This window comes from Pseudomonas syringae group sp. J309-1, from assembly GCF_032582135.1.
Taxonomy (GTDB): Bacteria; Pseudomonadota; Gammaproteobacteria; order Pseudomonadales; family Pseudomonadaceae; genus Aquipseudomonas; species Aquipseudomonas quasicaspiana.
On the sequence record NZ_JAWHNU010000003.1, the window covers coordinates 116144 to 136795 of the forward strand.

Here is a 20652-nt window from a genome sequence, read left to right on the forward strand (position 1 = left end):
TCTCAATTCAACACGCCTCCCAAAGGCGGATGGCGTAAAAGGCCTCACTATAGCGTTATGCCACTACCCGGTCTCCTTTTCAGGGTTCGGGTTCCAAAGAAAAGCCCAGTTTGTCGCAGCTGATGCCAAACTGACCCAGTTGCCAAAATTTCGTTTACCCACGCTTCTAATTCGTAAAGCGTTAGCAGGTCTGACTTTGTGCTGAATGCTTATGGGGCAACGCCAAGTCGCCATCAGCGAATAGAGCGAATTCTGAATGCATAAGCAAAGTCGCTCGATGTGCAACACCGGTTAGTAGGTGGGCTGGGGAAATGTCCCGTGACAACAAGCGATCAACAATCAGGTGATTACGAGCACCGAGTGGCTCGGTCACCGTCTGCACCGGCGGTGCTGGTCGCAATCGTACGGAGCTGCTCCGTCATGCGCGGCCCCGCTGCTTTTTGGTGGGAGCCTTCAGTCAGAAAATTAGTGATATTATTCTGAGATTACCCGAAGGAGTGATGACTATGCTTAAAGGACTCGACAAGCTTCAGCGGCAGCTCAACGAGGCACAAGAAATACTAAAGGATCTCGACGGTGATCTGTGCACGGTAAATTTCGACCCCAGCGATCCTTCGAGCATCGAGGAGGCAGTCCAGCAGGTCGAGACAGTGATTGATGAACGCATTGGCCGTTATGCCTCCAATCCGATCATTGAGCCGCTTGCAGCCGAAATGAAAGAGCGCTACCGCGCAGAAATCCTAGAACGTGCTTCGGCCGCGAGACTGGAAGCAGGTGAGTAATGCACGCCGATCTGTTCAAGCAACTGAATAATGCGCTGCTCGACCTCCAGAGCGCGAATCTCCAAACCTTCGAGCGCCCTCTGAAAAGAATGTCGGCTCTCCTGAATAATCCTGATTTGGAAAGCATCAACAGCTCGCTCAAAGCAGGCCTAGATGTAGACGAGTTTTTAGAAGCAAGCGAGCGTACGGCAGGGAGCATGGTAGGTAGCGCGTCCCTTCTTTGGCCCGACGACCCAAAAGAGACGATTGGGCTAACTTTGCTTCTGATCGATAAGCTGGCCGCAGATCCGGGCTTTGCAACTAATTTTGGGCACAATTTTTTCTATGCCGGGAACAAGGTAATTGCGGGTATTCGCGAATTCACAAAGCAGCTCCTCATTCCCTTTGTCAGAGACTATAAGCTTTACGTTGAATCGAATGGCAACGTTGAGCCGAGCTTGCACCTACCCATCTCAAACAAGATATTTATCGTTCATGGTCACGATAACGGTGCGCGCGAAACCCTTGCCCGCTTTCTCGAACGGATCGGCTTCGAGGCCATCATCCTGCATGAGCAAGCGAATCGAGGTCGAACGGTCATTGAGAAAGTGGAAGCTCATGGAGATGTAAGCTTCGCCGTGGTGCTCCTGACCCCGGACGACGAGGGGAGAGTGAAAGGCGGTGAACTTGAGCCTAGGGCTCGACAAAATGTGCTCTTGGAGCTGGGATATTTCATCGGCAGACTTGGACGGGACAGGGTTTGCGCGCTGAAGCGCGGAGCGCTTGAGATTCCAAGTGATTTTGCAGGTGTAGTTTGGGAGCAGATGGATGATGCTGGGGCTTGGAAACAGTCCCTAGGGCGTGAACTACAGGCTGCGGGACATGTCGTTGACTGGAATAAAGTCATGCGGCAATAACAGGTGCTTGGATACAGAGGTGATCTTGTTTGAGAGGGGAAGACGCCTCGGTCCCCGGTCCAGCTTCGTTCAAGTCATAGTCGCCTCAAATCATGTCGAAAGTGTCTTTGGTTTGACGGGGGTGCCGGCTCAAACTCCAGGTTTTGAGCTAAATGGGTTTCACACTGAGTGCGAAACCTTCACGCATTCGGATTTACGTTCTTCTGTTCGTCGAAATGGTAGCTTTGCAGATTGGCTTCAGTCAGGACTTGAGCTGGCTTACCGTTTTCATCGACCACCACGAGGCTGTACGGGCTGGTGGTCGTGACCTCCGCACTGGTAGTGTGGACGTAAAATGGCATCTCGTATTCAATTCCCAGGATTGGAACCCTCATTCCGTTGGCGTCCATGAATAGGCCTGGGAGCCAGTAGCAGACCCGACTGATATTATCTTCTGAAGGCCACGCGTATCCTTTCTTGGTCAGCGCTGCCAGCGATGTTACGACGGTCCCGTCGGCATCTAAGATTTCCTGCATATTCACATCAAACGTCATATGTGTTTGGTGCCTAGGAATGCTCGCGAGCAGTATTTCTCGACCTTCTTGGGTCCAATGGACCGTGAATCTGGACTCATCTACGAGCGGAAAGTAATGCCTTCCCGTCGTTATTATGGTCCTGACAAATCTGGACTCATCCTCAGGTGTGCTTGGCCTTAGCACCATCAAGGTGATGCTTTTACCGCTCATTTCGAAGGCTGCTTCGGCGTACAACCGTGCAGGCTCTGTGTAGTTCGTTGCTGACCAGAAGACGCCCGTATCGATGTAATCGAGGTCACAAAGCGCTCCAACTAGCTTCTGTACGTCAGCACGCCCCACCTTTCCACCGCGTAGGGAGTAATCCTTCGCCTCTCCCATGGACTGAGAGTCGCTATCTCGGTGCAGAACGTCTATTTGGTAAGCCGTTCCCGAATGATCGCCTTTTAGCACAGCGTCGTGGGTCACATGGCCCCGTTCAGATCGGTGACGTGTAGCGATCGCCACAAATTTCTCAAACGCCACTCCGGCCTTTGGAGGCTGATATCGGAAGACTTTTTTGAATAAATCATCAATGGGAGATGGCAATGCAAATCACCTGGGCTCAGTTAAAAATTTGAGAGGGAAGGGTACCTATTAAAGCTTCAGAATAACATCGCGGGCCGCGATGCTTCTCGCCAGAGACGATCATCACCAGCGCTCGGATTTTCCGTCGCCTTAACGGACAGGGTCAATTTGCGCGTCGAAAGCAGCCACATGGGCCAACTACTTTCGCACGCGGACGTAGCCCACCGAAGCAGCAACCCTTGGCTCCAGGGTTCGATGCGATTGGGATCAGGCGTCAGGTAGGCGACTGTTACAGCGTCACCTCCTTCCGTGAACGGAGCTGTGCCTAAGCCGAAAGCAAACCCATCTTGGCGTTGGCAGCAACTGCGGAATGCACTAGCCTAAACGAAGGTTTCCTCACCTAAGCATGGTCGACTTGAAGAAGGCTGAGCAGTCAAGATTTTGTCTCCTTTCGCATCTCTTTTCCCTAGCTGTCTTGCCTTAAAAAACGACCAGTTGCAACGACAGCGCCGGAGCATTTGAGATGGCCGATTTCATTAAAGTCGCCGCAGCGGGCGCAAAACAATCACTAAGCGAACAAAGCATCGAGATCAGACATTCCGTATTGATCGAGGTAGTCGCAGCGCTGCTGGGCTACCACACATTTGCAGCGCTAAATGCAGAAGAACTTGACCAAAGCCTAGACCGCCATCTCGGCGATGCACAGGTCCTGATTCTCAACGAAAAGCTTGGCCTTAAACGTTCGACGCAGCTCTGCCAGTCGGCTGTCACTGTGTTCGCAGAGTGCTTGGCGGCGCTTGATCGTAGCGTTCCAATCCTGGTGTTCCTGACTGTCGAGGAGTACTGCGCGAGCCTGGGCCGGTTGGCTGTGCAGGCGGTGTTCGCTAACAACCCAACTGCGGCCAATCTAGCGAGACCTAAGCGCTCGGCTGGGACGATTGCTGTCGGAAGCTTTCGATTTACCTACCCTTTATGGAGTGCCAGGACAAGCTGGACTCTGGAGGCCGACATCACCGGTCGATATAACGAAGGTGTGGACCTCGCAGAAAGCCCCTCGGCAGTGACCTTGGAATTTCAAAAAGCCGGGCGGGCAGGGCTCATCCTCCAGTTGGACGGTTTCAGCTGGGCACCGCCGATAACTAGGAGAACCTTTCTTGAGACCTTTCGTCTCGACGCACTTGTCACGATGAGTGACGGTACCAACTGCCGACCAACTATTGGCATCCTTGTGAACATTGAGACACGCGCAATCCTTGGATCAGCAATTTCAGCGACCGAGCGTGAAGCTCGACTGGACGCGGTGCGCGATGCCTCGGTGACCTCCTTCGCACAGCACAGGACATCCGACGCCTCCCGGCAAATGCCTATGCTTAATGTAGGAATTGATGGTGGCATCTGGAGCGCTGAGCTATACCAAGGCGTCTCATCGGAAAAGTTCCTGCGTAAGTCGAACCCATTCGGGGTGCCGAAGGGGAGTTTAGAGCTAGTGATCAATCGCCTCCAACGGCTGGCATCCATGATCCCGGCTCATCATGGCGTTGGCACTTATTCGAGCCTCGAAGACTTCAGAGTCTTATTTGGGGAGTTGATCAAAACGTACAATAGCAACGTACCCGTCGAAAAAATCCCAACTCGAAGCGTGAGGTCTAACCGATAACAGGACATTCAAGGGGGCTGCGCCAGAGCATTCATAATGCTGCTGGCGCACGTTTCACCCCCAGACTGAATCTGCCATAGAGGTGTTATCTCAGCTTGAGGTTTTTGACGGAGTGCGCACGCTGCTCGTCCAGCGAGTTGTAGTAGGTATTCTGGGTAGTGCTCAGGCTGTTATGTCGCAGGTCAGCCTGCAAATCCTTCATGTCTCGATACGGAGCATCGAATGTTGCGGACGTGTGACGCAACCAATGCAGGGAGGCGGACCGGAGGTTATCAATCTCGTCTTCGCTCCGGCCTTCGGTGGTCATCTTAGCCAACGCGCGGTCGAACACCTGCTGAAGCAGCAGCCGGACATGACGGCCTGAAAGCCCGCCACGGCCAGCCAAAGTGGTCAGAAGCGGATAGGTTTCGTGTGGTGAGGGCAGGGGGCTCAAACCCAGATGTCGGCGATACCGGCGCAGGTACGTATCAACGTAGTCATCCCGCACGCTGATCTTAGCGGCCTTGTTGCCTTTTCCTACGACATGGAACCACCAGTTCCCAGAGCTATCACGCCGAAAATCGCCCATGCCGGGCTCCCAGTTGTCGCGGCCTACCAAGTCTGAAACGCGAAGGTACATTGCAAATAAGGTGGTCAACACGAACAGCGTTCGCTCGTGATCGACATCTTCATCAGCCATCTGCTCAGCGGTTTCGATTACATAATCCCATTGCAGATGGGAGAGGGCGCGTCCAGACACGTCTTGTATATTGCGCTGCTTGTATATCGACTTCTGTTTCACTGCGCGGAACGGATTAGCCTCAGTGATGCCTTCGTCCATTACGTACTGGAAAAAACTGCCACATACCGCGAACACTTGAGCGACTGAACCTTGCGCCATTTTGTAGTGCCCGGTCGGTGGCGCCTCCAGCAGATGCTTTTGGCGTTTAGGCACCGTTTGGCTAAAAGGCCGCCAGGCTGGATTCACGTGAAAGGTTTTGCCTCCAGTGCTGTGAGCCCCGTGGCTGGCCAAAAATCGTGATTTGACCATTGGACCGATCCAGGCTTCCGGAGGGCGTAGGCAAAACTCCATGAACTGTTCGGCATCGCTGCGGCGCAATTCGAGCAACGGCTTCTTGGCCACGAGCAAGGACCACAAAAGCAGCCGCTCAACGTGCGTTCTGTAGGAATTGAACGTGGCTTCGTTTCCAGCGTACGACTTCAGAAAACCACGCACGGCCAAGTATCCTTCGCGCGCATCGGTGGCTGCCGGAGTGCTCTCTAAAAAAACGATGACAGCAGGAAGCTCCTGGCTTAACTGATGAAAGTTCAGCTCAACGAAACGGCGGTAACTTTCAAACAGCGGCTGCGGAACAGGCGGCATGGATTTTAACCTGACAAGCGGAAGATCGGGCGGAACGGAGAATATCCGGGTCTGGGCATTATCGGATATTGGAGAAAGGAACGAGGTCAATCTGCTATTCGTCTTACGAATTAATCGATCAAACATCTGGTCGTGTTAAGTGCTGGCTGAACGATTAGATGCATCGTGCGAATAACGTAAAACTCAGCTGATCGATAATAGCTTCGATCTGTAGCATCAACAAGCCCTGAAACCCAATATGCATTGGGTATTACCCAGGAACTAATCTGAGGCACCCAAGATGTTTGGCTATGAAATAGCAGGCATTCGATTCCGCGATTTAGCTGATTTTTTACGTTTCTTCCGCTATTTAATTGATCTCTCTCGAACTGTCTAATTAGGGGGGTTCAGGGCATTTGAGCGAAAATTAAGGTTCACTAATTCCGATAATATCGCTAAGGAATAGTTTTTTCCGCATTTAATAGTTCTTTTGCCATCAGCGTGTATGGGCCATTCGTGTTCCAAAAAATGCTATCAATCACCGTAAATATCACTCACGAACCTCCCAAATTGATGTTAACTGTGTTCGTACGTGTCCGTCGCCGGTGGTCAAAGGTAATAGTCCGCGATTTGTTTGACGGAAACGGATTGCGAAGTGTTTTCCGTCTTTTAGCTGACATCGGACAGGTAGCAGGTGCAAAGCCCTCTAATTCAATGGTTTTGGTCGTTGTTCACACCTGAGCAACATCCACATAGTCAAAAAGGGCGCCAGCAATGTTCTCTATCCGAGATTCGGATTTCTTATGTAACGTACTGATTTTTCTTGGATTCCGTGATTTACCTGAAATTCGTTCGGGATTTAGGTGATCGTCACAAGGAGACGCCGCTAGTAGGCTCTAAATCTGTCCAGCAACGTACCCCCAAGGGTAAACACATGGGTGCGCATAATGTATATTATGTTAAATAGGGTATTATGTTAGATATGTCATGAGGTTGTCTGAGTCCACTAACCTCAGCAACCTCGCCACCCGTACCTCAACATTTCTCATCTCTGCTTCCCAAACCTGCGCCGCCCGATCGAGTCCTCATTGCTCGCCCAACTCATCCTCGAAATCACTTCCCGATGGACAGGACTGCTATCGATAAGCTCAGGCTTCTTTTCAGCCCGAGCTCATCCACGACACCTCTTACCCTTGGCTTCAGATGCCGCGTTTATGATCAGGCCACGTGGATTCGTAAGGGCTACTTGTCAAACCTTTACCGCCAATGCGAATCCGGTTTAGGTTGAACCTCTATTGCTTAGAGGACTCCCAAACCTAAATCCAGGAGAAACTTATGACCCAGACAGCATTGGTTGTGGGCGCCAGCGGCATCGTCGGCAGCGCCATCACGCAGTTACTGATTGACAACAACTGGCAGGTCGCCGCGCTATCGAGGAGCCCGTCGCAAGTGCAAGGCGTGATCCCTGTCGCGGCAGATCTTCAGGATCCTGCTTCGCTGGAAAAAGCGCTGGCGGATTTGAAGCCAACCCACGTGTTCATTACCACATGGTCACGGCAAGCCACGGAAGCCGAGAACATTCGCGTTAATGCCGCCATGGTACGTAACGTACTCGCTGCGATTCGCCCGGCCAGGAGCGTTGAGCACGTAGCATTGGTTACCGGGCTGAAACACTACCTCGGCCCATTCGAAGCGTATGGTAAAGGTAGCCTTCCGCAAACACCGTTCCGCGAGGAACAGGGTCGGCTGGATGTCGAAAACTTCTACTATGCCCAGGAAGACGAACTCTTCGCCGCTGCTGAGAAGGACGGCTTCACCTGGAGCGTTCATCGCCCGCACACCGTCACAGGGGTTGCCGTGGGCAACGCGATGAACATGGCAACCACCCTCGCCGTCTATGCGTCGATTTGCAAAAAAACCAATCGCCCTTTTGTGTTTCCCGGATCAAGAGTTCAGTGGGACAGCCTCACCGATATGACGGACGCACGGCAGTTGGCGAAACAACAGCTTTGGGCGGCCACTACACCGGCTGCGGCCAATCAGGCATTCAATATCACTAATGGCGATGTGTTCCGCTGGAAATGGATGTGGAGCAGGATCGCCGAGTACTTCGGTTTGTCTGCTGCCGATTATCCCGCTTCACTTTCTCCCCTTGAGGAGCAAATGGCCGAAGACCAGGCCGTATGGACGCAGATAGTCGCAGAGCATGGCCTGAAAGAATCCGATATTGGTCGCCTGATATCCCCATGGCATACCGATGCAGACCTCGGTCGCCCCATCGAAGTTGTAACGGACATGTCGAAAAGCCGTGCATTGGGCTTCACTGCTCACCAAGCAAGCGATCAAGCCTTTTTCGACGTGTTCGACAAACTACGCGAGATGCGCTTGATACCTTAAGTCGTTTCAAAAACGCATATCTTGAAAAGGGGCCTTCGTGGCCCCTTTTCAATCTCTCCCAAATTTGGTCAGCCGCGACTCCACTACATCAGCGGCACGCCCACCGATTCCGCCTTGATCGGAGACTTGCATAATCTTGCGCATTTGATTTGTGGGGGGCTGGCACCTGCCGCTGCACCGGGTAGGATATGCTCGTAGACAGTAACTCCATAGCAACTGTTGCACTGCCAGATATCAAACAGTTTGTTAATAACTGATCGATGCTCAATTAGCATTTTCAGAAATTTATATGTCCGTTTAAACCTATGTCACTCATCAGGCGAGAACAGCGCCCTGAGCGCTACAGTATTGTCTTGTACTAATAACCGCCCAACCCGGGTGCATTATTAATCAAGCGAATTTCTATCGCGTGCGAGTTACTTTACTTCATTAAGGAAATAACCGATGTCATCCAGTCACACTCAAAATCCGGATCTATTAACTGTTGGTCTGGCACAGATTGCACCCATCTGGCTTAACCGCGAAGCAACGCTTGAGAAAATAGTCGATTACATTGGACGTGCTGCAGAGCAACAGTGCCAGTTCGTCACGTTCGGCGAAGCCCTATTGCCCGGCTACCCTTTCTGGCTGGAGCTGACCGATGGAGCGCGCTTCAACTGCTCGATACAAAAAGATATCCACGCTTACTACCTAAAGCAGGCAGTACAGATAGAGGCCGGGCATCTGGATGCCGTCTGTGCTGCCGCTGCCAAACACAACATCGCTGTCATGCTGGGTTGTATAGAGCGGGCAGCAGATCGTGGCGGCTACAGCGTGTATTGTTCGCGGGTTCATATCGGCGCCGATGGCGTGATTGGTTCAGTGCATCGCAAGTTGATGCCTACCTACGAAGAGCGCCTGACATGGTCACCGGGTGACGGGCATGGTTTGCAAGTCCACCCGGTCGGGTCATTTACCGTCGGCGGTCTCAACTGCTTTGAAAACTGGATGCCCCTGTCGCGTGCCGCACTGTATGCCCAAGGTGAAGATCTGCATGTCGCTCTATGGCCCGGCAACCTGCGCAATACTGACGACATCACTCGCTTCATTGCCAAAGAGGGGCGTTGCTTCACCATCTCGGTATCGGCGCTGATGCGGCGTGAAGATTTTCCATCCGATACGCCGCACCTGGACTTGATCCTCGCAAATTGCCCAGAGATCCTCGCAAACGGCGGCTCATGTATTGCTGCACCAAATGGTGACTGGGTCATTCCACCCGCCGTCGGTGAAGAGTGCTTGTTGGTCGCGACGCTGGACCGCAATGAAGTACGCCGCGAGCGGCAGAACCTTGATCAGGTTGGGCATTATTCCCGACCAGACGTGACGCGACTTGTCGTTGACCGGCGCCGTCAAAATGTTGTGACGTTTGAGGATTGATGTGAGCTAAAACAAGCAAGGCAAGCGGGAGTCCTGCTTTACGCGACATTCTGTTAATACCCCACAAGACAAGCCCGCCTTAGCGGGCTTTTTTGCGAGCGCAGACAGCCGCGGTTATTCGTTGATACGCCGGCCAAGGCTATTGGCGCTGTCGATCAGTACCCGGCGATATTGGTCATAATTGCTCTTCGCATCGGCACGTGGCGCGACGATGCACAGGGTCGCAATGGCGATGCCGTTCGGGTCTTTGACCGGCGCGGCGAAGCAATGGGTGAAGGTGTCGGCGACGCTATCGAAGGAGAAGAAGCCATCGATGCCCGCTTGACGGATCTCACCCAGAAACTGCTCCAGCGGCAATCGCTCGCCGTTGGGCAGGATGAAGTCGTCGTGGTCGATCAGGTCGATGATTGCCTGGTCGCTCAAATGCGCTAGCAGCAGACGCCCGGACGCGGTCCACGGGATCGGGGCGTTTTCACCGATGTCCGAGGAGATGCGAAAATGCCGCTCGCCCTCCTTCATCAAGGCCACTGTGTATTTGCGCCCGTTGAGCAGACACATCTGCGCGGTTTCATGTGTCTGGCTGACGATTTCCTGGAGGGCATGATCTGCCTCGCGGGTCAGGTCGAAATGACGTAAATGCGCTTGTCCGAGGAAGTACAGCTGACGACCGAGGTAGACGTGACCGTCCTTGCCAACCGGTTCAAGGATGCGCCGCTCCAGCAGCGAGGCTACCAGTTCGTAGACCGTGGACTTGGGGCTGCCGATGCCGCTGGCGATTTCATTCGGACGCAACGGCTGGCCGATTTCCTTGAGGAAATCGAGGATATCGAACGCCCGGTCCAGACCGCGTGCCCGGCGCTTGATGGTGTCTTCGGTCATGTCGGTGTTTTCCCAATCAAATTCGTCCTGTAGAAGCGCCCTCGTCGTCCAGGCGCCGCGCTGTCGCGCAGCAAACATGGATCTGCTGGCGAGCCTCGCCCGCGAAGAAGACAAGGCGGTAAGTCAGCCCTGCTGCGTCATCGTTCTTCGCGGGCGAGCCTCGCTCCAACAGCAACCAGCCTGCTGCTCCTACCAAAACGAGCGCAGTGTTCAGGCCTTTTTCTTGTAAGCGATGCAGTCGATTTCAACCTTGCAATCGACCATCATATTCGCCTGCACACAAGCCCGTGCCGGCGCATGCTCACTTTTAAAGTACTCCGAGAATACCTTGTTGAAACTCGTGAAATCCCTTGGATCTTCCAACCATACACCGGCACGCACCACATCTTCGAGGCCATAACCGGCCTCTTCGAGAATCGCGATCAGGTTCTTCATGGTCTGGTGGGTCTGCTCGACGATACCACCCACAATGATCTCGCCCTCTACTGCAGGCACCTGGCCAGAAACGTGCAGCCAGCCATCGGCTTCAACGGCGCGTGCAAAAGGACGAGGCGTACCGCCGGCGGCGGAGCTGCCGGTGCCGTAACGAGTAATGCTCATGAGTGTTTTTCCTGTTTGAAATGTGAAGAATGGTTTTGAATAAAATCAGAACCGCGTGTTCTTTAGAAACTCGGCCAGACGCGGTGATTGCGGACGTTCGAACAACTCCTTGGGTGGCCCCTGCTCTTCGATACGCCCCTGATTCATGAAAACGATCTTGTCCGAAACCTCGAAAGCGAAACGCATTTCGTGGGTCACGAGCAGCATGGTCATGCCCTCGTCTGCCAGACCCTTGATCACGCTCAGTACTTCACCGACCAGTTCCGGGTCAAGGGCCGAAGTAACCTCGTCGAACAGCATCAGGCTCGGGTTCATCGCAATCGCCCGGGCGATCGCCACACGCTGTTGCTGGCCGCCGGACAGCTGGCCGGGAAAGTGATCGCGGCGCTCCAGCAAGCCGACGCGCTCCAGCCATTTCTCGGCCAGGGCCACGGCTTGATCCTTGTGCAGTTTCTTCACCTTCAACAGACCCAGCGTGACGTTTTGCAGCGCCGTTAGGTGCGGGAACAGGTTGAACTGCTGGAACGCCATGCCGGTCATCGCGCGGTGGCGGGCAATGACTTTATCTGAGTGCCGGACGCGCTTGCCGTTGACTTCGTCATAGCCGATGGACTCGCCATCGAGCACGATCTGCCCGCCCTGGAACTCTTCAAGCATGTTCACGCAACGCAGCAGCGTGGTCTTGCCCGAACCGCTGGAACCGATCAACGTAACCACGTTGCCGCGTTGCATGGTCAGATCGACGCCCTTGAGCACTTCGAGCTTGCCGTATTGTTTGTGCAGACCGCGAATGTCCAGCAGCGCCTGGCCGTGTTGAGGGCTTTTTACGTTAGAGAGCGAAGGTTGAGTCATGGCAAGGCCACCCGCTTTTCAATGTGCCGGCCGAGTAATTCGATGGCGTAGTTGATGACGAAAAACAGAAATCCGGCGAACAGGTAAAACTCGAGCGTCATGAACGTCCGGGCGATGATCTGTTGGGTACTTAGCAGCAACTCGGCGACACCGATCACTGACAACAGCGTTGAAGCCTTGACGATCTCGGTGGACGAGTTGACCCAGGTCGGCAAAATCTGCCGCATCGCTTGCGGCAACAGCACGTAGCCGAGGGATTGATAAAACGTCAGACCGATCGCCTTGCTCGCCTCCATCTGACCGCTTGGCAATGCTTGCAATGCACCGCGCACGATTTCGGCGACGTGGGAACCGCAGAACAAGGTCAGTCCCAATGCGCCAGCCTGAAACGCGCTGATCTGCCAGCCCAGTGTCGGCGCCATATAGAAGCAGGCCAACACCAGCACAAACACCGGCGTGCCGCGAATGATGTCCACGTAAAAACGGAACGGCGCACGCATCCAGATATTGCCGTAGGTCAGCACCAGACCGGCGACAATACCTACCATCGTGCCCAGCAAAATCGCCAGTGCCGACACTTGCACACTGGTTAAAAAGCCTTGCCACAGTACTTCGCGGGCAACCCACAACTCATTTAACCAACTGGGGGATTCGTACATGGGGCCTCCTATCGGCGGATCGCCAGACGCTGCTCGAAATAACGCAGCACCATGGCAATGAGGTAACAGGCCGCAACATAGAGCGCTGTGGTCACCATCCAGGTTTCAATCACCCGGTAGCTCTCGACATTGATCTTGCGCGCGTAATAGGTCAGCTCCGGCACGGCAATCGCAGCCGCCAGCGACGTGTCCTTGAACAGCGAAATGAAATTGTTCGACAGAGCTGGCAGCACGTTGCGCAGCATCACTGGGACGGTGACGTAGGCTTTGACTTGCCATTCGCCGAGACCGATGGCAAGTCCGGCTTCACGCTGGCCCTTGGGAATGCTCAACAGACCGCCACGGAACACCTCGGTCAGATACGCTCCGGCGTACAGCGACAGAGTAATGATGAACGACGGGATTTTATCCAGACGAATCCCTAGGCCTGGCAAAGCAAAGTAGATCAACAGGATCAACACGAGAATCGGCGTGTTACGGACCACTGTCACATATATCGACGCCAGCACCCGCAACGCGCGATGCTTTGACAGCAAAGCGAACGCCATCATCAGGCCGATCACGCAACCGATGGCGATCGACACCAGCGCCAGCTCCAGGCCCAGTCCGAACCCCGCCAGCAAGGTATCGAAATCGCGCCACACGGCGGCAAAGTTCAACTGATAGTTCATGGTCAGCAGTACCTTGAACGGGGCGACTCATCACCGCCCCGCTCTCTCGGGATCATTTGAATTCAACAGGGAAACCGATAGCTGGCGTAGGCAGGTCCACACCGAACCACTGCTTGAAGGACGCCGCGTAGGCCGGGAACTCAACGCCGGTCATGGCTTCATGCAAGGTGGTGTTGACGAAGTTCAGCCAGTCCTGATCGCCGCGTTTGACCGCACAGGCGTAGGTTTGCGGACTCCAGGCGTAGGCCGGGCTGCGATAGCGTCCCGGGTTCTGCACCATCAGGTATTTCACCGACGATTGATCGGTGGCCGCGGCATCGGCACGGCCGGAGTTCACGGCCTGGTACATCAAGTCCACGCTGTCGTATTGATCGACCTTGGCTTTCGGCAGCGCCTGATGCACCAGTTCTTCGGCGTACACGTTCTGCAACACCGCCACGATCACCTCGTCACCGGCCGCTTTCAGGTCTTCGATTTCCTTGTACTTGCTTTTGGCGGGCAGCAGCAGGCCGACCCCTTCGCGGTAGTAAGGCAGCGTGAACGCCACCTGCTGCGCACGGCTGGCGGTCACGGTGATGAACTGGCAACTGATGTCGACCTTGTCAGTCAGCAGATTGGGAATCCGCGCATCGGACGACTGCACCACGTACTCGACCTTGCTCGGGTCGTTGAACAAACCCTTGGCAATCATGTGCCCGATGTCGATATCAAAACCCTGCAACTTGCCATCCGCCCCCTGAAAGTGCCACGGCGCATTAGTACTGCCCGTCCCCACGATCAATTTCCCGCGGGCCAGCACGCTATCGAGCTTGCTGTCCGCCGCCTGGGCCACGCCCACGGCAGCAGCCGAAGCCGCACAGAGAAAAACACACGCTTTAAACAAGGAAGGTCGGCGATGCATGGCAAGCACTCCAGGATGATGTTTGTTCCGCTATAGTGGAACATGGTATGTAACAACGGAATAAACAGCAGAAAACGTGCCACAGGGCGCAGAGCGAATGCAGCGAGGGATTGAAAAGTGTTTTGAATCAGAGGGATGGGAGAAATTGTGAAAATCGGGGTGACGCAAGTGCACGTCGGGAACCGCTACCAATCGCTACGGTAAATGGCGAGTGTGTTCATATCGGGTGCGTATGTGCTCATTTGTGCGGCGTTCGCTGGGGTCAAGCTGCCGAAAGCACCGTTACCCAAGCCAGGATCGGATCGGAAAGGGATCGCTCGAAGGAACGATATTCAAACCACCTCCCGCCTCCGATCCTCCCTCGGACACTTCGCAAACCTTGCTCGATAACTGCGCGTGAAATACGACGGTGATTCAAACCCGCAGGCGATGCTCACCTCCAGCACACTCAGACCGCTTTGACGCAGCAGTTGTCGCGCTTTCTCCAGGCGCAGGCCCAGATAGAAGTTGCTCGGCGTGTCGTTCAGATGCAGACGAAACAGGCGCTCCAGCTGGCGTCGGGTGACTTTGATCGCATCGGCCAACACCAACGTGCTCAGGGGCGGTTCGGTGTACTGCTCCATCTCGCCGATCACGTGAACCAGTTTCTTGTTGGTGATGCCGTAGCGCGTTGCGATCTGCATCCTTTGGTGGTCTTTGCGCGGCCGGATGCGGCCAAGGACGAATTGTTCGGACACCTGAATCGCCAACTCTGGGCCGTGGGCCTGAGCGATCAGATCAAGCATCAGGTCTATGGACGCGGTGCCCCCAGCGCAGGTGATGCGACGACGGTCGATCTCGAACAGCTCTTGGGTCACGGTGAGCCGTGGATAGGATTCTTTAAACGCGTCGATGGCCTCCCAGTGCAGGGTCAGTCGATAGCCTTCGAGCAAGCCGATTTTGGCGAGCACGCAGGCACCTGTGTCGATGGCACCGAGGGTCACGCCTTCATGGTCGAGCCGACGCAGCCACTGCTCCAGGGCCGGGGTGACGAACTGCAGCGGTTCAAAGCCGGCCACCACCAGCAAGGTTGTGTCTTTTTCCAGCGGCACCAGCGCCGCGTCAGCGTTCACCGACATGCCATTGCTCGCCAGTACCGCCCCGCCGTCGGCGCTCAAGACGTGCCAGCGATATAGCTCGCCACCAAAGCGGTTGGCCACCCGCAGCGGCTCCAGAGCGGAGATAAAGCCGATGGCCGAAAAGCCCGGCATCAACAAAAAATAGAAATCCTGGGCCATGTGGCGCTCTCGTCGGACCGGCATCGTGACGCTGTGATACTTCCGGTTATGGGCGGATTCAAGGGGTGGCAGGTCGCCGTAGTGCAAAAGCCGGTCGCCGCCGTGCGCTTCGTCGCCTGTCAGGCCGCGTAACTTGATCTCACGGCGCACGAAGACGCCGAAATCCATAATAACAACCTGCCCAGGGCCCCACCATGAACCGACTGATCAGCCGTAACGTACTTGCACTCAGCGTCACCGCTATTTTGAGCTCCAACGTGATGGCAGCGGATGCCGCATCCTGTCAGAACGTGCGCATGGGCGTGGTGAACTGGACCGATGTCATCGCCACCAGCGCCATGACCCAAGTGTTGCTCGACGGCCTCGGCTACAAGACCAAACAGACCAGCGCTTCCCAGCAGATCATCTTCGCAGGCATCCGCGACCAGCGCCTGGACCTGTTCCTGGGCTACTGGAATCCGCTGATGACCCAGACCATCACCCCGTTCGTTGAGGCGAAGACAGTCAAGGTCCTCGACAAACCAAGTCTGGAAGACGCCCGCGCCACCCTCGCCGTCCCTGACTATCTTGCAGAAAAGGGCCTGAAGACCTTTGCCGATATTGCCAGATTCGAGAAGGAGCTGGGCGGCAAGATTTACGGCATCGAGCCGGGTTCAGGCGCCAATACGCAGATCAAGGCGATGATCGCCAAAAACCAGTTCGGCCTGGGCAAGTTCCAGCTGGTGGAATCCAGCGAAGCCGGCATGCTCGCCGCCGTAGACCGCGCCGTGCGTCGTAAGGAAGCCGTGGTATTTTTCGGCTGGGCGCCGCACCCGATGAACGTCAACTTGAAGATGACGTACCTGAACGGCAGTGATGGCGCTCTGGGACCGAACGAGGGTATGGCCACCGTGTGGACCGTCACTTCGCCGACTTATGCCAAACAGTGCCCCAACGTGCACAAATTGCTGACCAACCTGACGTTCACTTCCGCGGACGAGAGCCGGATGATGCAGCCGATACTGGATCACAAGGACGCACTCGAGTCCGCCAGGCAGTGGCTCAAGGACAATCCGAAAGATCTGGCGCGCTGGCTGGAAGGCGTCACCACCTTCGACGGCAAACCGGCAGCGGCGAACCTTCAATTGAGCAGTAAATAACCTGATTTGAACCCCCGTTTCGCGGTCACCCCGGCCGCGAACGGCATCTCCACGTCTGTAAGGAGCCAACCCCATGAACCACGACGTCATCATCACCTGCGCACTCACCGGTGCTGGCGACACGACCGCCAGAAGCCCTCACGTACCGGTCACGCCCAAACAAATCGCTGCAGCCGCAGTCGAGGCCGCCAAAGCAGGTGCGACGGTGGTGCACTGCCATGTGCGCGACCCGCATACCGGCAAATTCAGCCGCGACGTGGCCTTGTACCGCGAAGTGATGGAGCGTATCCGGGAGGCCGATATCGACATTATCGTCAACCTCACCGCTGGTATGGGTGGCGATCTGGAGATTGGCAGCGGCGAGCACCCGATGGAGTTCGGTCCCAACACCGATCTTGTCGGCCCGCTGACGCGTCTGGCCCACGTCGAAGAACTGCTGCCGGAAATCTGCACCCTCGACTGCGGCACCCTGAACTTTGGTGATGGCGACACTATTTATGTGTCCACTCCGTCGCAATTGCGTGCCGGTGCCAAGCGTATCCAGGCACTGGGCGTGAAGGCTGAGCTGGAAATTTTCGACACCGGCCACCTGTGGTTCGCCAAGCAGATGATCAAGGAAGGGCTTCTCGATAACCCGCTGTTCCAGCTGTGCCTGGGTATTCCATGGGGCGCACCGGCCGACACCACCACCATGAAAGCCATGGTCGATAACCTGCCCGCCGACGCGGTGTGGGCCGGTTTTGGCATCGGCCGCATGCAGATGCCGATGGCCGCGCAAGCGGTGTTGCTGGGCGGCAACGTGCGGGTCGGCCTGGAAGACAACCTGTGGCTGGACAAGGGCGTGCTTGCCACCAATGGCCAACTGGTGGAACGCGCCGGTGAAATCCTCAGCCGCCTTGGCGCGCGGGTCATGACCCCGGCGGAAGGCCGCATCAGGATGGGCCTTACCAAGCGCGGCTGACGCCTGCCGCGACCTGACTCGCTGCGCAGAAAACACAGGATCTGTAGGAGCTCACGAGCACCGCGAGGCAGCGATGGCGTCCTGTCTGACCCACCGCCATCGCTGCCTCGCAATGCTAGTGAGCTCCAGAAAGTATTCCAGATCAGATACAAGCCAACTCCCTTATCCGGGTCGGCTTTTACATTGATCACCGAACTCTTCAGGAACGTCGCCATGAGCTTTATCACTGAAATCAAAACCTTTGCCGCGCTCGGCAGCGGCGTCATCGGCAGCGGCTGGGTGTCCCGCGCCCTCGCCCATGGCCTGGATGTGGTCGCCTGGGACCCTGCGCCCGGTGCCGAAGCCGCGCTGCGCAAACGTATTGCCAATGCCTGGGGCGCCCTGGAGCAACAGGGCCTGGCGCCCGGTGCATCCCAGACCCGCTTGCGCTTTGTCGCCACTATCGAAGAATGTGTCAGAGACGCCGACTTCATCCAGGAAAGCGCCCCGGAACGCCTGGAATTGAAACTGGATTTGCACAGCAAGATCAGCGCGGCAGCCAGGCCGAATGTATTGATTGGTTCAAGTACGTCCGGGCTGCTGCCAAGTGCATTCTACGAAGGTTCCGTGAATCCGGAGCGCTGCGTGGTCGGCCATCCGTTCAATCCGGTGTACCTGCTGCCATTGGTTGAAGTGGTGGGCGGCAAAAACACCGCTCCGGAGGCTATTCAAGCGGCGATCAAGGTGTATGAATCCCTCGGCATGCGCCCGCTGCATGTGCGTAAGGAAGTCCCCGGCTTTATCGCTGATCGCTTGCTCGAAGCGCTATGGCGCGAGGCGCTGCACCTGGTCAATGACGGCGTGGCGACCACCGGCGAAATCGATGACGCGATTCGCTTCGGTGCCGGGTTGCGCTGGTCGTTCATGGGCACCTTTCTCACCTACACATTGGCAGGTGGCGACGCGGGCATGCGTCACTTCATGGCGCAGTTCGGCCCGGCGTTGCAGTTGCCGTGGACCTACCTGACTGCGCCGGATCTGACCGAAAAACTGATCGACGATGTGGTCGACGGCACGAGTCACCAGCTAGGTGAACGCAGTATTTCAGCGTTGGAGCGCTACCGTGATGATTGTCTGCTCGCGGTACTGGAGGCAGTGAAAACCACCAAGACAAAGCACGGCATGACCTTTGCCGAATAACCCTCTGGAGCTGGCGGCGGTGAGTTGTGTATCACTAACGCAAGCAAAGCCGGCTCCCACATTTGCCCGAGCACCGACCCGGAATCGCCGACATGCCAGCACTGACCACCTATACCACCCAAGTTGAACCCGCCTGGGTCGACTATAACGGCCACTTGCGCGACGCGTTCTACCTGCTGATCTTCAGCTACGCCACTGACGGGCTGATGGATGCTCTGGGCCTGGACAGTGATAACCGCGAAGTCAGCGGTCACTCGCTGTTCACTCTGGAACTGCACCTGAATTATCTGCACGAAGTCAAACTCGGCGCCGAGGTTGAGGTACATACCCAACTGATCGCCCACGACTCCAAGCGCCTGCATCTCTATCACAGCTTGCATCTGGTCGGCGATGATACTGAGCTGGCTGGCAATGAGCAGATGTTGTTACACGTGGATCTGGCCGGTCCGCATGCGACAGTTTTTACAGAGGCCACACGGGAAAGACTGGACGCTATAAGCGCTGAACAGTCCGATCTGCCGAAGCCTGCACTCCTCGGCCGGGTCATTGGTTTTCACGCAAAAGTTTGAGGAGGTTTGCATGCAAACCACAGCCCGATAATCAGCTCCCTTCGAACAACCCAAGATAGCGTAAACCGTTATAACTATTTTCAGGTGGCACGCTGATTACCCCATCACCGTCGGTGTACCAGAAAATCGCGTTGGCTTCGGTGATGCCCAAGGCTGCGCAGGCAGCCTTGGCTCTCTCCCAATCACTTGCATCAATCGGAGCGTCCTGCAGGATTTCATCAACCGTGACCAGGTTGTCGCGCCGCGGGATGATGCCGATAAAATCTTCGTCATACCATTTGATGCCCACATCCTTGCAGAACCCGCATACCCGGTAGTCAGGGTCATCAAAGCCATCCTCCGTGGAGTAATCCAGTTCAAAATATCTTTGATATTCGCTTTCGGGCGCAAAGCTAGTGCCTATCCACACATGGACCTTGTCATAATTATCGAAATCGTACGTGATCATTGACGCACCCTTGTATGTTTGGCGCCGGGGCTTTTCGAACATTGAACCGCCCCGCCGCTACCAGTCGCCCCGCCACTGTTCAAGAAACTCAGTGTCTCTGGACAGGCCGACTCTTTCCCCTAATTGGTACAGAACCTCCATCAGGGACTCGCGCTCTACCGTTTCAATCTCATCTTCAAACTGATTAATGTGCAGCACTGCTTTTTCGAACAGCGGCAGCGCGCGATCAGCCGCATCGGCGCCCTGTAATTTCAGCACTTCAGCATAAAGTGCAGAGACCACAGGATAAATTTTAGCCAGAAGCTCTTCATCCCCTTCCAGTAACTGAAGTCCCGTTTTTACATTCGGTGCAGATATCAAAGCCTCGGCGCTTTTCTTGCGAGACAAAAGCAGCGCCTCTGGGGTTTTTAGTGCCGGAAAAATAAATTGCTTGCTGTCATCCCAGTTGATCCCCGTGTCGTAAAAAAACCGCAGCCTTTCCTGCAGCTTGACCGGGTCGCCGGCAACGCCGCAGAAGTCATGACTTTCAATGATCTCAAGGTCTTTCTCAGGGCATAGATCAGACTTCAGCACCCTCGCCCCGATACTCGAGTAACGGTCGCTCAGTTCTATGAGGTCAGCGGTGTATGTGTCCTCTGAGACCCATCTGAAACTCAGCATTTTTTTGAGTATCGGGCGTTCATTGACCTTCACTTCATCTGCGGCTAAAAAACGCAGGAAAAGTTTCTTGACCGGCTTGGAGGCAATAAAGAGGCAGAACAGAATGGGACTGTTATTTAAATCAATGCCCTCCCATTCATCGACCGTTCTGAAGGTGTCAAAAAACTCTATCAAGCCATGTTCTCGCATCTGGGCAAGGGTATAAACACCCTCAGCCACTTCAACAACGAGCACGGCATCATCAACCCACTTGATTGTTTTCACTGTTTAGACGCCTCTTTTCTTAGG

General features: G+C 55.3%; 20 protein-coding genes. 9 read left to right on the forward strand and 11 right to left on the reverse strand.

Annotated features, from left to right (window positions below):
* Positions 1–506 precede the first annotated feature (506 nt).
* Together RX972_RS02690 and RX972_RS02695 are read left to right on the forward strand one after the other, a co-directional pair.
* Positions 507–782 carry a hypothetical protein gene (locus tag RX972_RS02690; RefSeq protein ID WP_316872479.1) on the forward strand — a complete coding sequence of 92 codons (276 nt, stop codon included), beginning with the start codon at positions 507–509 and terminating at the stop codon, positions 780–782.
* Complete coding sequence (locus RX972_RS02695) at positions 782–1678, forward strand: nucleotide-binding protein (RefSeq protein WP_316872480.1); 897 nt, start codon at positions 782–784, stop codon at positions 1676–1678. Before RX972_RS02690 ends, RX972_RS02695 begins: the two co-directional genes overlap by 1 nt.
* A 179-nt stretch (positions 1679–1857) precedes the next feature.
* Here the strand turns inward: RX972_RS02695 and RX972_RS02700 are convergent, their stop codons facing one another.
* Positions 1858–2778, reverse strand: coding sequence for a restriction endonuclease (locus RX972_RS02700; RefSeq protein ID WP_316872481.1), 921 nt, complete (start codon positions 2776–2778; stop codon positions 1858–1860).
* A 502-nt stretch (positions 2779–3280) separates the two neighbouring features.
* Between RX972_RS02700 and RX972_RS02705 the strand changes: the two genes are divergently transcribed.
* Entirely contained in the window at positions 3281–4414 is a 1134-nt protein-coding gene (locus RX972_RS02705) for a hypothetical protein (protein WP_316872482.1), read from the forward strand.
* Between the two features lie 85 nt (positions 4415–4499).
* Here RX972_RS02705 and RX972_RS02710 read toward each other — a convergent pair whose 3' ends face one another.
* Complete coding sequence (locus RX972_RS02710; RefSeq protein WP_316872483.1) at positions 4500–5777, reverse strand: site-specific integrase; 1278 nt, start codon at positions 5775–5777, stop codon at positions 4500–4502.
* A gap of 1314 nt (positions 5778–7091) precedes the next feature.
* Between RX972_RS02710 and RX972_RS02715 the strand changes: the two genes are divergently transcribed.
* Both RX972_RS02715 and RX972_RS02720 read left to right on the forward strand, forming a co-directional pair.
* Entirely contained in the window at positions 7092–8153 is a 1062-nt protein-coding gene (locus tag RX972_RS02715) for an SDR family oxidoreductase (RefSeq protein WP_231675534.1), read from the forward strand.
* Positions 8154–8597: 444 nt separating this feature from the next.
* Positions 8598–9569, forward strand: coding sequence for a carbon-nitrogen hydrolase family protein (locus RX972_RS02720; protein ID WP_316872484.1), 972 nt, complete (start codon positions 8598–8600; stop codon positions 9567–9569).
* 114 nt (positions 9570–9683) lie between these two features.
* Here the strand turns inward: RX972_RS02720 and RX972_RS02725 are convergent, their stop codons facing one another.
* The 7 genes from RX972_RS02725 to RX972_RS02755 form a co-directional block, all read right to left on the reverse strand.
* The gene (locus RX972_RS02725; RefSeq protein ID WP_122706796.1) at positions 9684–10448 is read right to left on the reverse strand and encodes an IclR family transcriptional regulator; all 765 of its coding nucleotides are present in this window, start codon (positions 10446–10448) and stop codon (positions 9684–9686) included.
* Between the two features lie 210 nt (positions 10449–10658).
* Positions 10659–11048, reverse strand: a complete 390-nt coding sequence (locus tag RX972_RS02730) for a RidA family protein (protein ID WP_027900386.1) — start codon at positions 11046–11048, stop codon at positions 10659–10661.
* 45 nt (positions 11049–11093) lie between these two features.
* Positions 11094–11900: an amino acid ABC transporter ATP-binding protein gene (locus RX972_RS02735; protein ID WP_316872485.1), complete on the reverse strand. Its 807-nt coding sequence runs from the start codon at positions 11898–11900 to the stop codon at positions 11094–11096.
* The gene (locus tag RX972_RS02740) at positions 11897–12559 is read right to left on the reverse strand and encodes an amino acid ABC transporter permease (RefSeq protein WP_316872486.1); all 663 of its coding nucleotides are present in this window, start codon (positions 12557–12559) and stop codon (positions 11897–11899) included. Before RX972_RS02740 ends, RX972_RS02735 begins: the two co-directional genes overlap by 4 nt.
* Positions 12560–12567: 8 nt before the next feature.
* A complete protein-coding gene (locus tag RX972_RS02745) occupies positions 12568–13230 on the reverse strand; it encodes an amino acid ABC transporter permease (RefSeq protein WP_316872487.1) in 663 nt (220 codons plus the stop codon).
* Between the two features lie 52 nt (positions 13231–13282).
* Entirely contained in the window at positions 13283–14131 is an 849-nt protein-coding gene (locus tag RX972_RS02750) for a transporter substrate-binding domain-containing protein (RefSeq protein ID WP_027900390.1), read from the reverse strand.
* 332 nt (positions 14132–14463) lie between these two features.
* A complete protein-coding gene (locus tag RX972_RS02755; RefSeq protein ID WP_316872530.1) occupies positions 14464–15408 on the reverse strand; it encodes a GlxA family transcriptional regulator in 945 nt (314 codons plus the stop codon).
* Between the two features lie 194 nt (positions 15409–15602).
* Between RX972_RS02755 and RX972_RS02760 the strand changes: the two genes are divergently transcribed.
* The 4 genes from RX972_RS02760 to RX972_RS02775 all read left to right on the forward strand — a co-directional run bounded on the left by RX972_RS02760 (position 15603) and on the right by RX972_RS02775 (position 19256).
* The gene (locus tag RX972_RS02760; protein ID WP_027900392.1) at positions 15603–16547 is read left to right on the forward strand and encodes a choline ABC transporter substrate-binding protein; all 945 of its coding nucleotides are present in this window, start codon (positions 15603–15605) and stop codon (positions 16545–16547) included.
* Positions 16548–16620: 73 nt separating this feature from the next.
* Positions 16621–17508, forward strand: coding sequence for a 3-keto-5-aminohexanoate cleavage protein (locus RX972_RS02765; RefSeq protein WP_316872488.1), 888 nt, complete (start codon positions 16621–16623; stop codon positions 17506–17508).
* A 213-nt stretch (positions 17509–17721) separates the two neighbouring features.
* Positions 17722–18687 (forward strand): L-carnitine dehydrogenase, encoded by a 966-nt coding sequence (locus tag RX972_RS02770; RefSeq protein WP_316872489.1) that lies wholly within the window; start codon positions 17722–17724, stop codon positions 18685–18687.
* Positions 18688–18779: 92 nt separating this feature from the next.
* The gene (locus RX972_RS02775) at positions 18780–19256 is read left to right on the forward strand and encodes a thioesterase family protein (RefSeq protein WP_316872490.1); all 477 of its coding nucleotides are present in this window, start codon (positions 18780–18782) and stop codon (positions 19254–19256) included.
* A 31-nt stretch (positions 19257–19287) separates the two neighbouring features.
* Here RX972_RS02775 and RX972_RS02780 read toward each other — a convergent pair whose 3' ends face one another.
* Both RX972_RS02780 and RX972_RS02785 read right to left on the reverse strand, forming a co-directional pair.
* Complete coding sequence (locus RX972_RS02780; RefSeq protein WP_316872491.1) at positions 19288–19704, reverse strand: immunity 22 family protein; 417 nt, start codon at positions 19702–19704, stop codon at positions 19288–19290.
* Between the two features lie 57 nt (positions 19705–19761).
* The gene (locus RX972_RS02785) at positions 19762–20628 is read right to left on the reverse strand and encodes a hypothetical protein (protein ID WP_316872492.1); all 867 of its coding nucleotides are present in this window, start codon (positions 20626–20628) and stop codon (positions 19762–19764) included.
* Positions 20629–20652 lie beyond the last annotated feature (24 nt).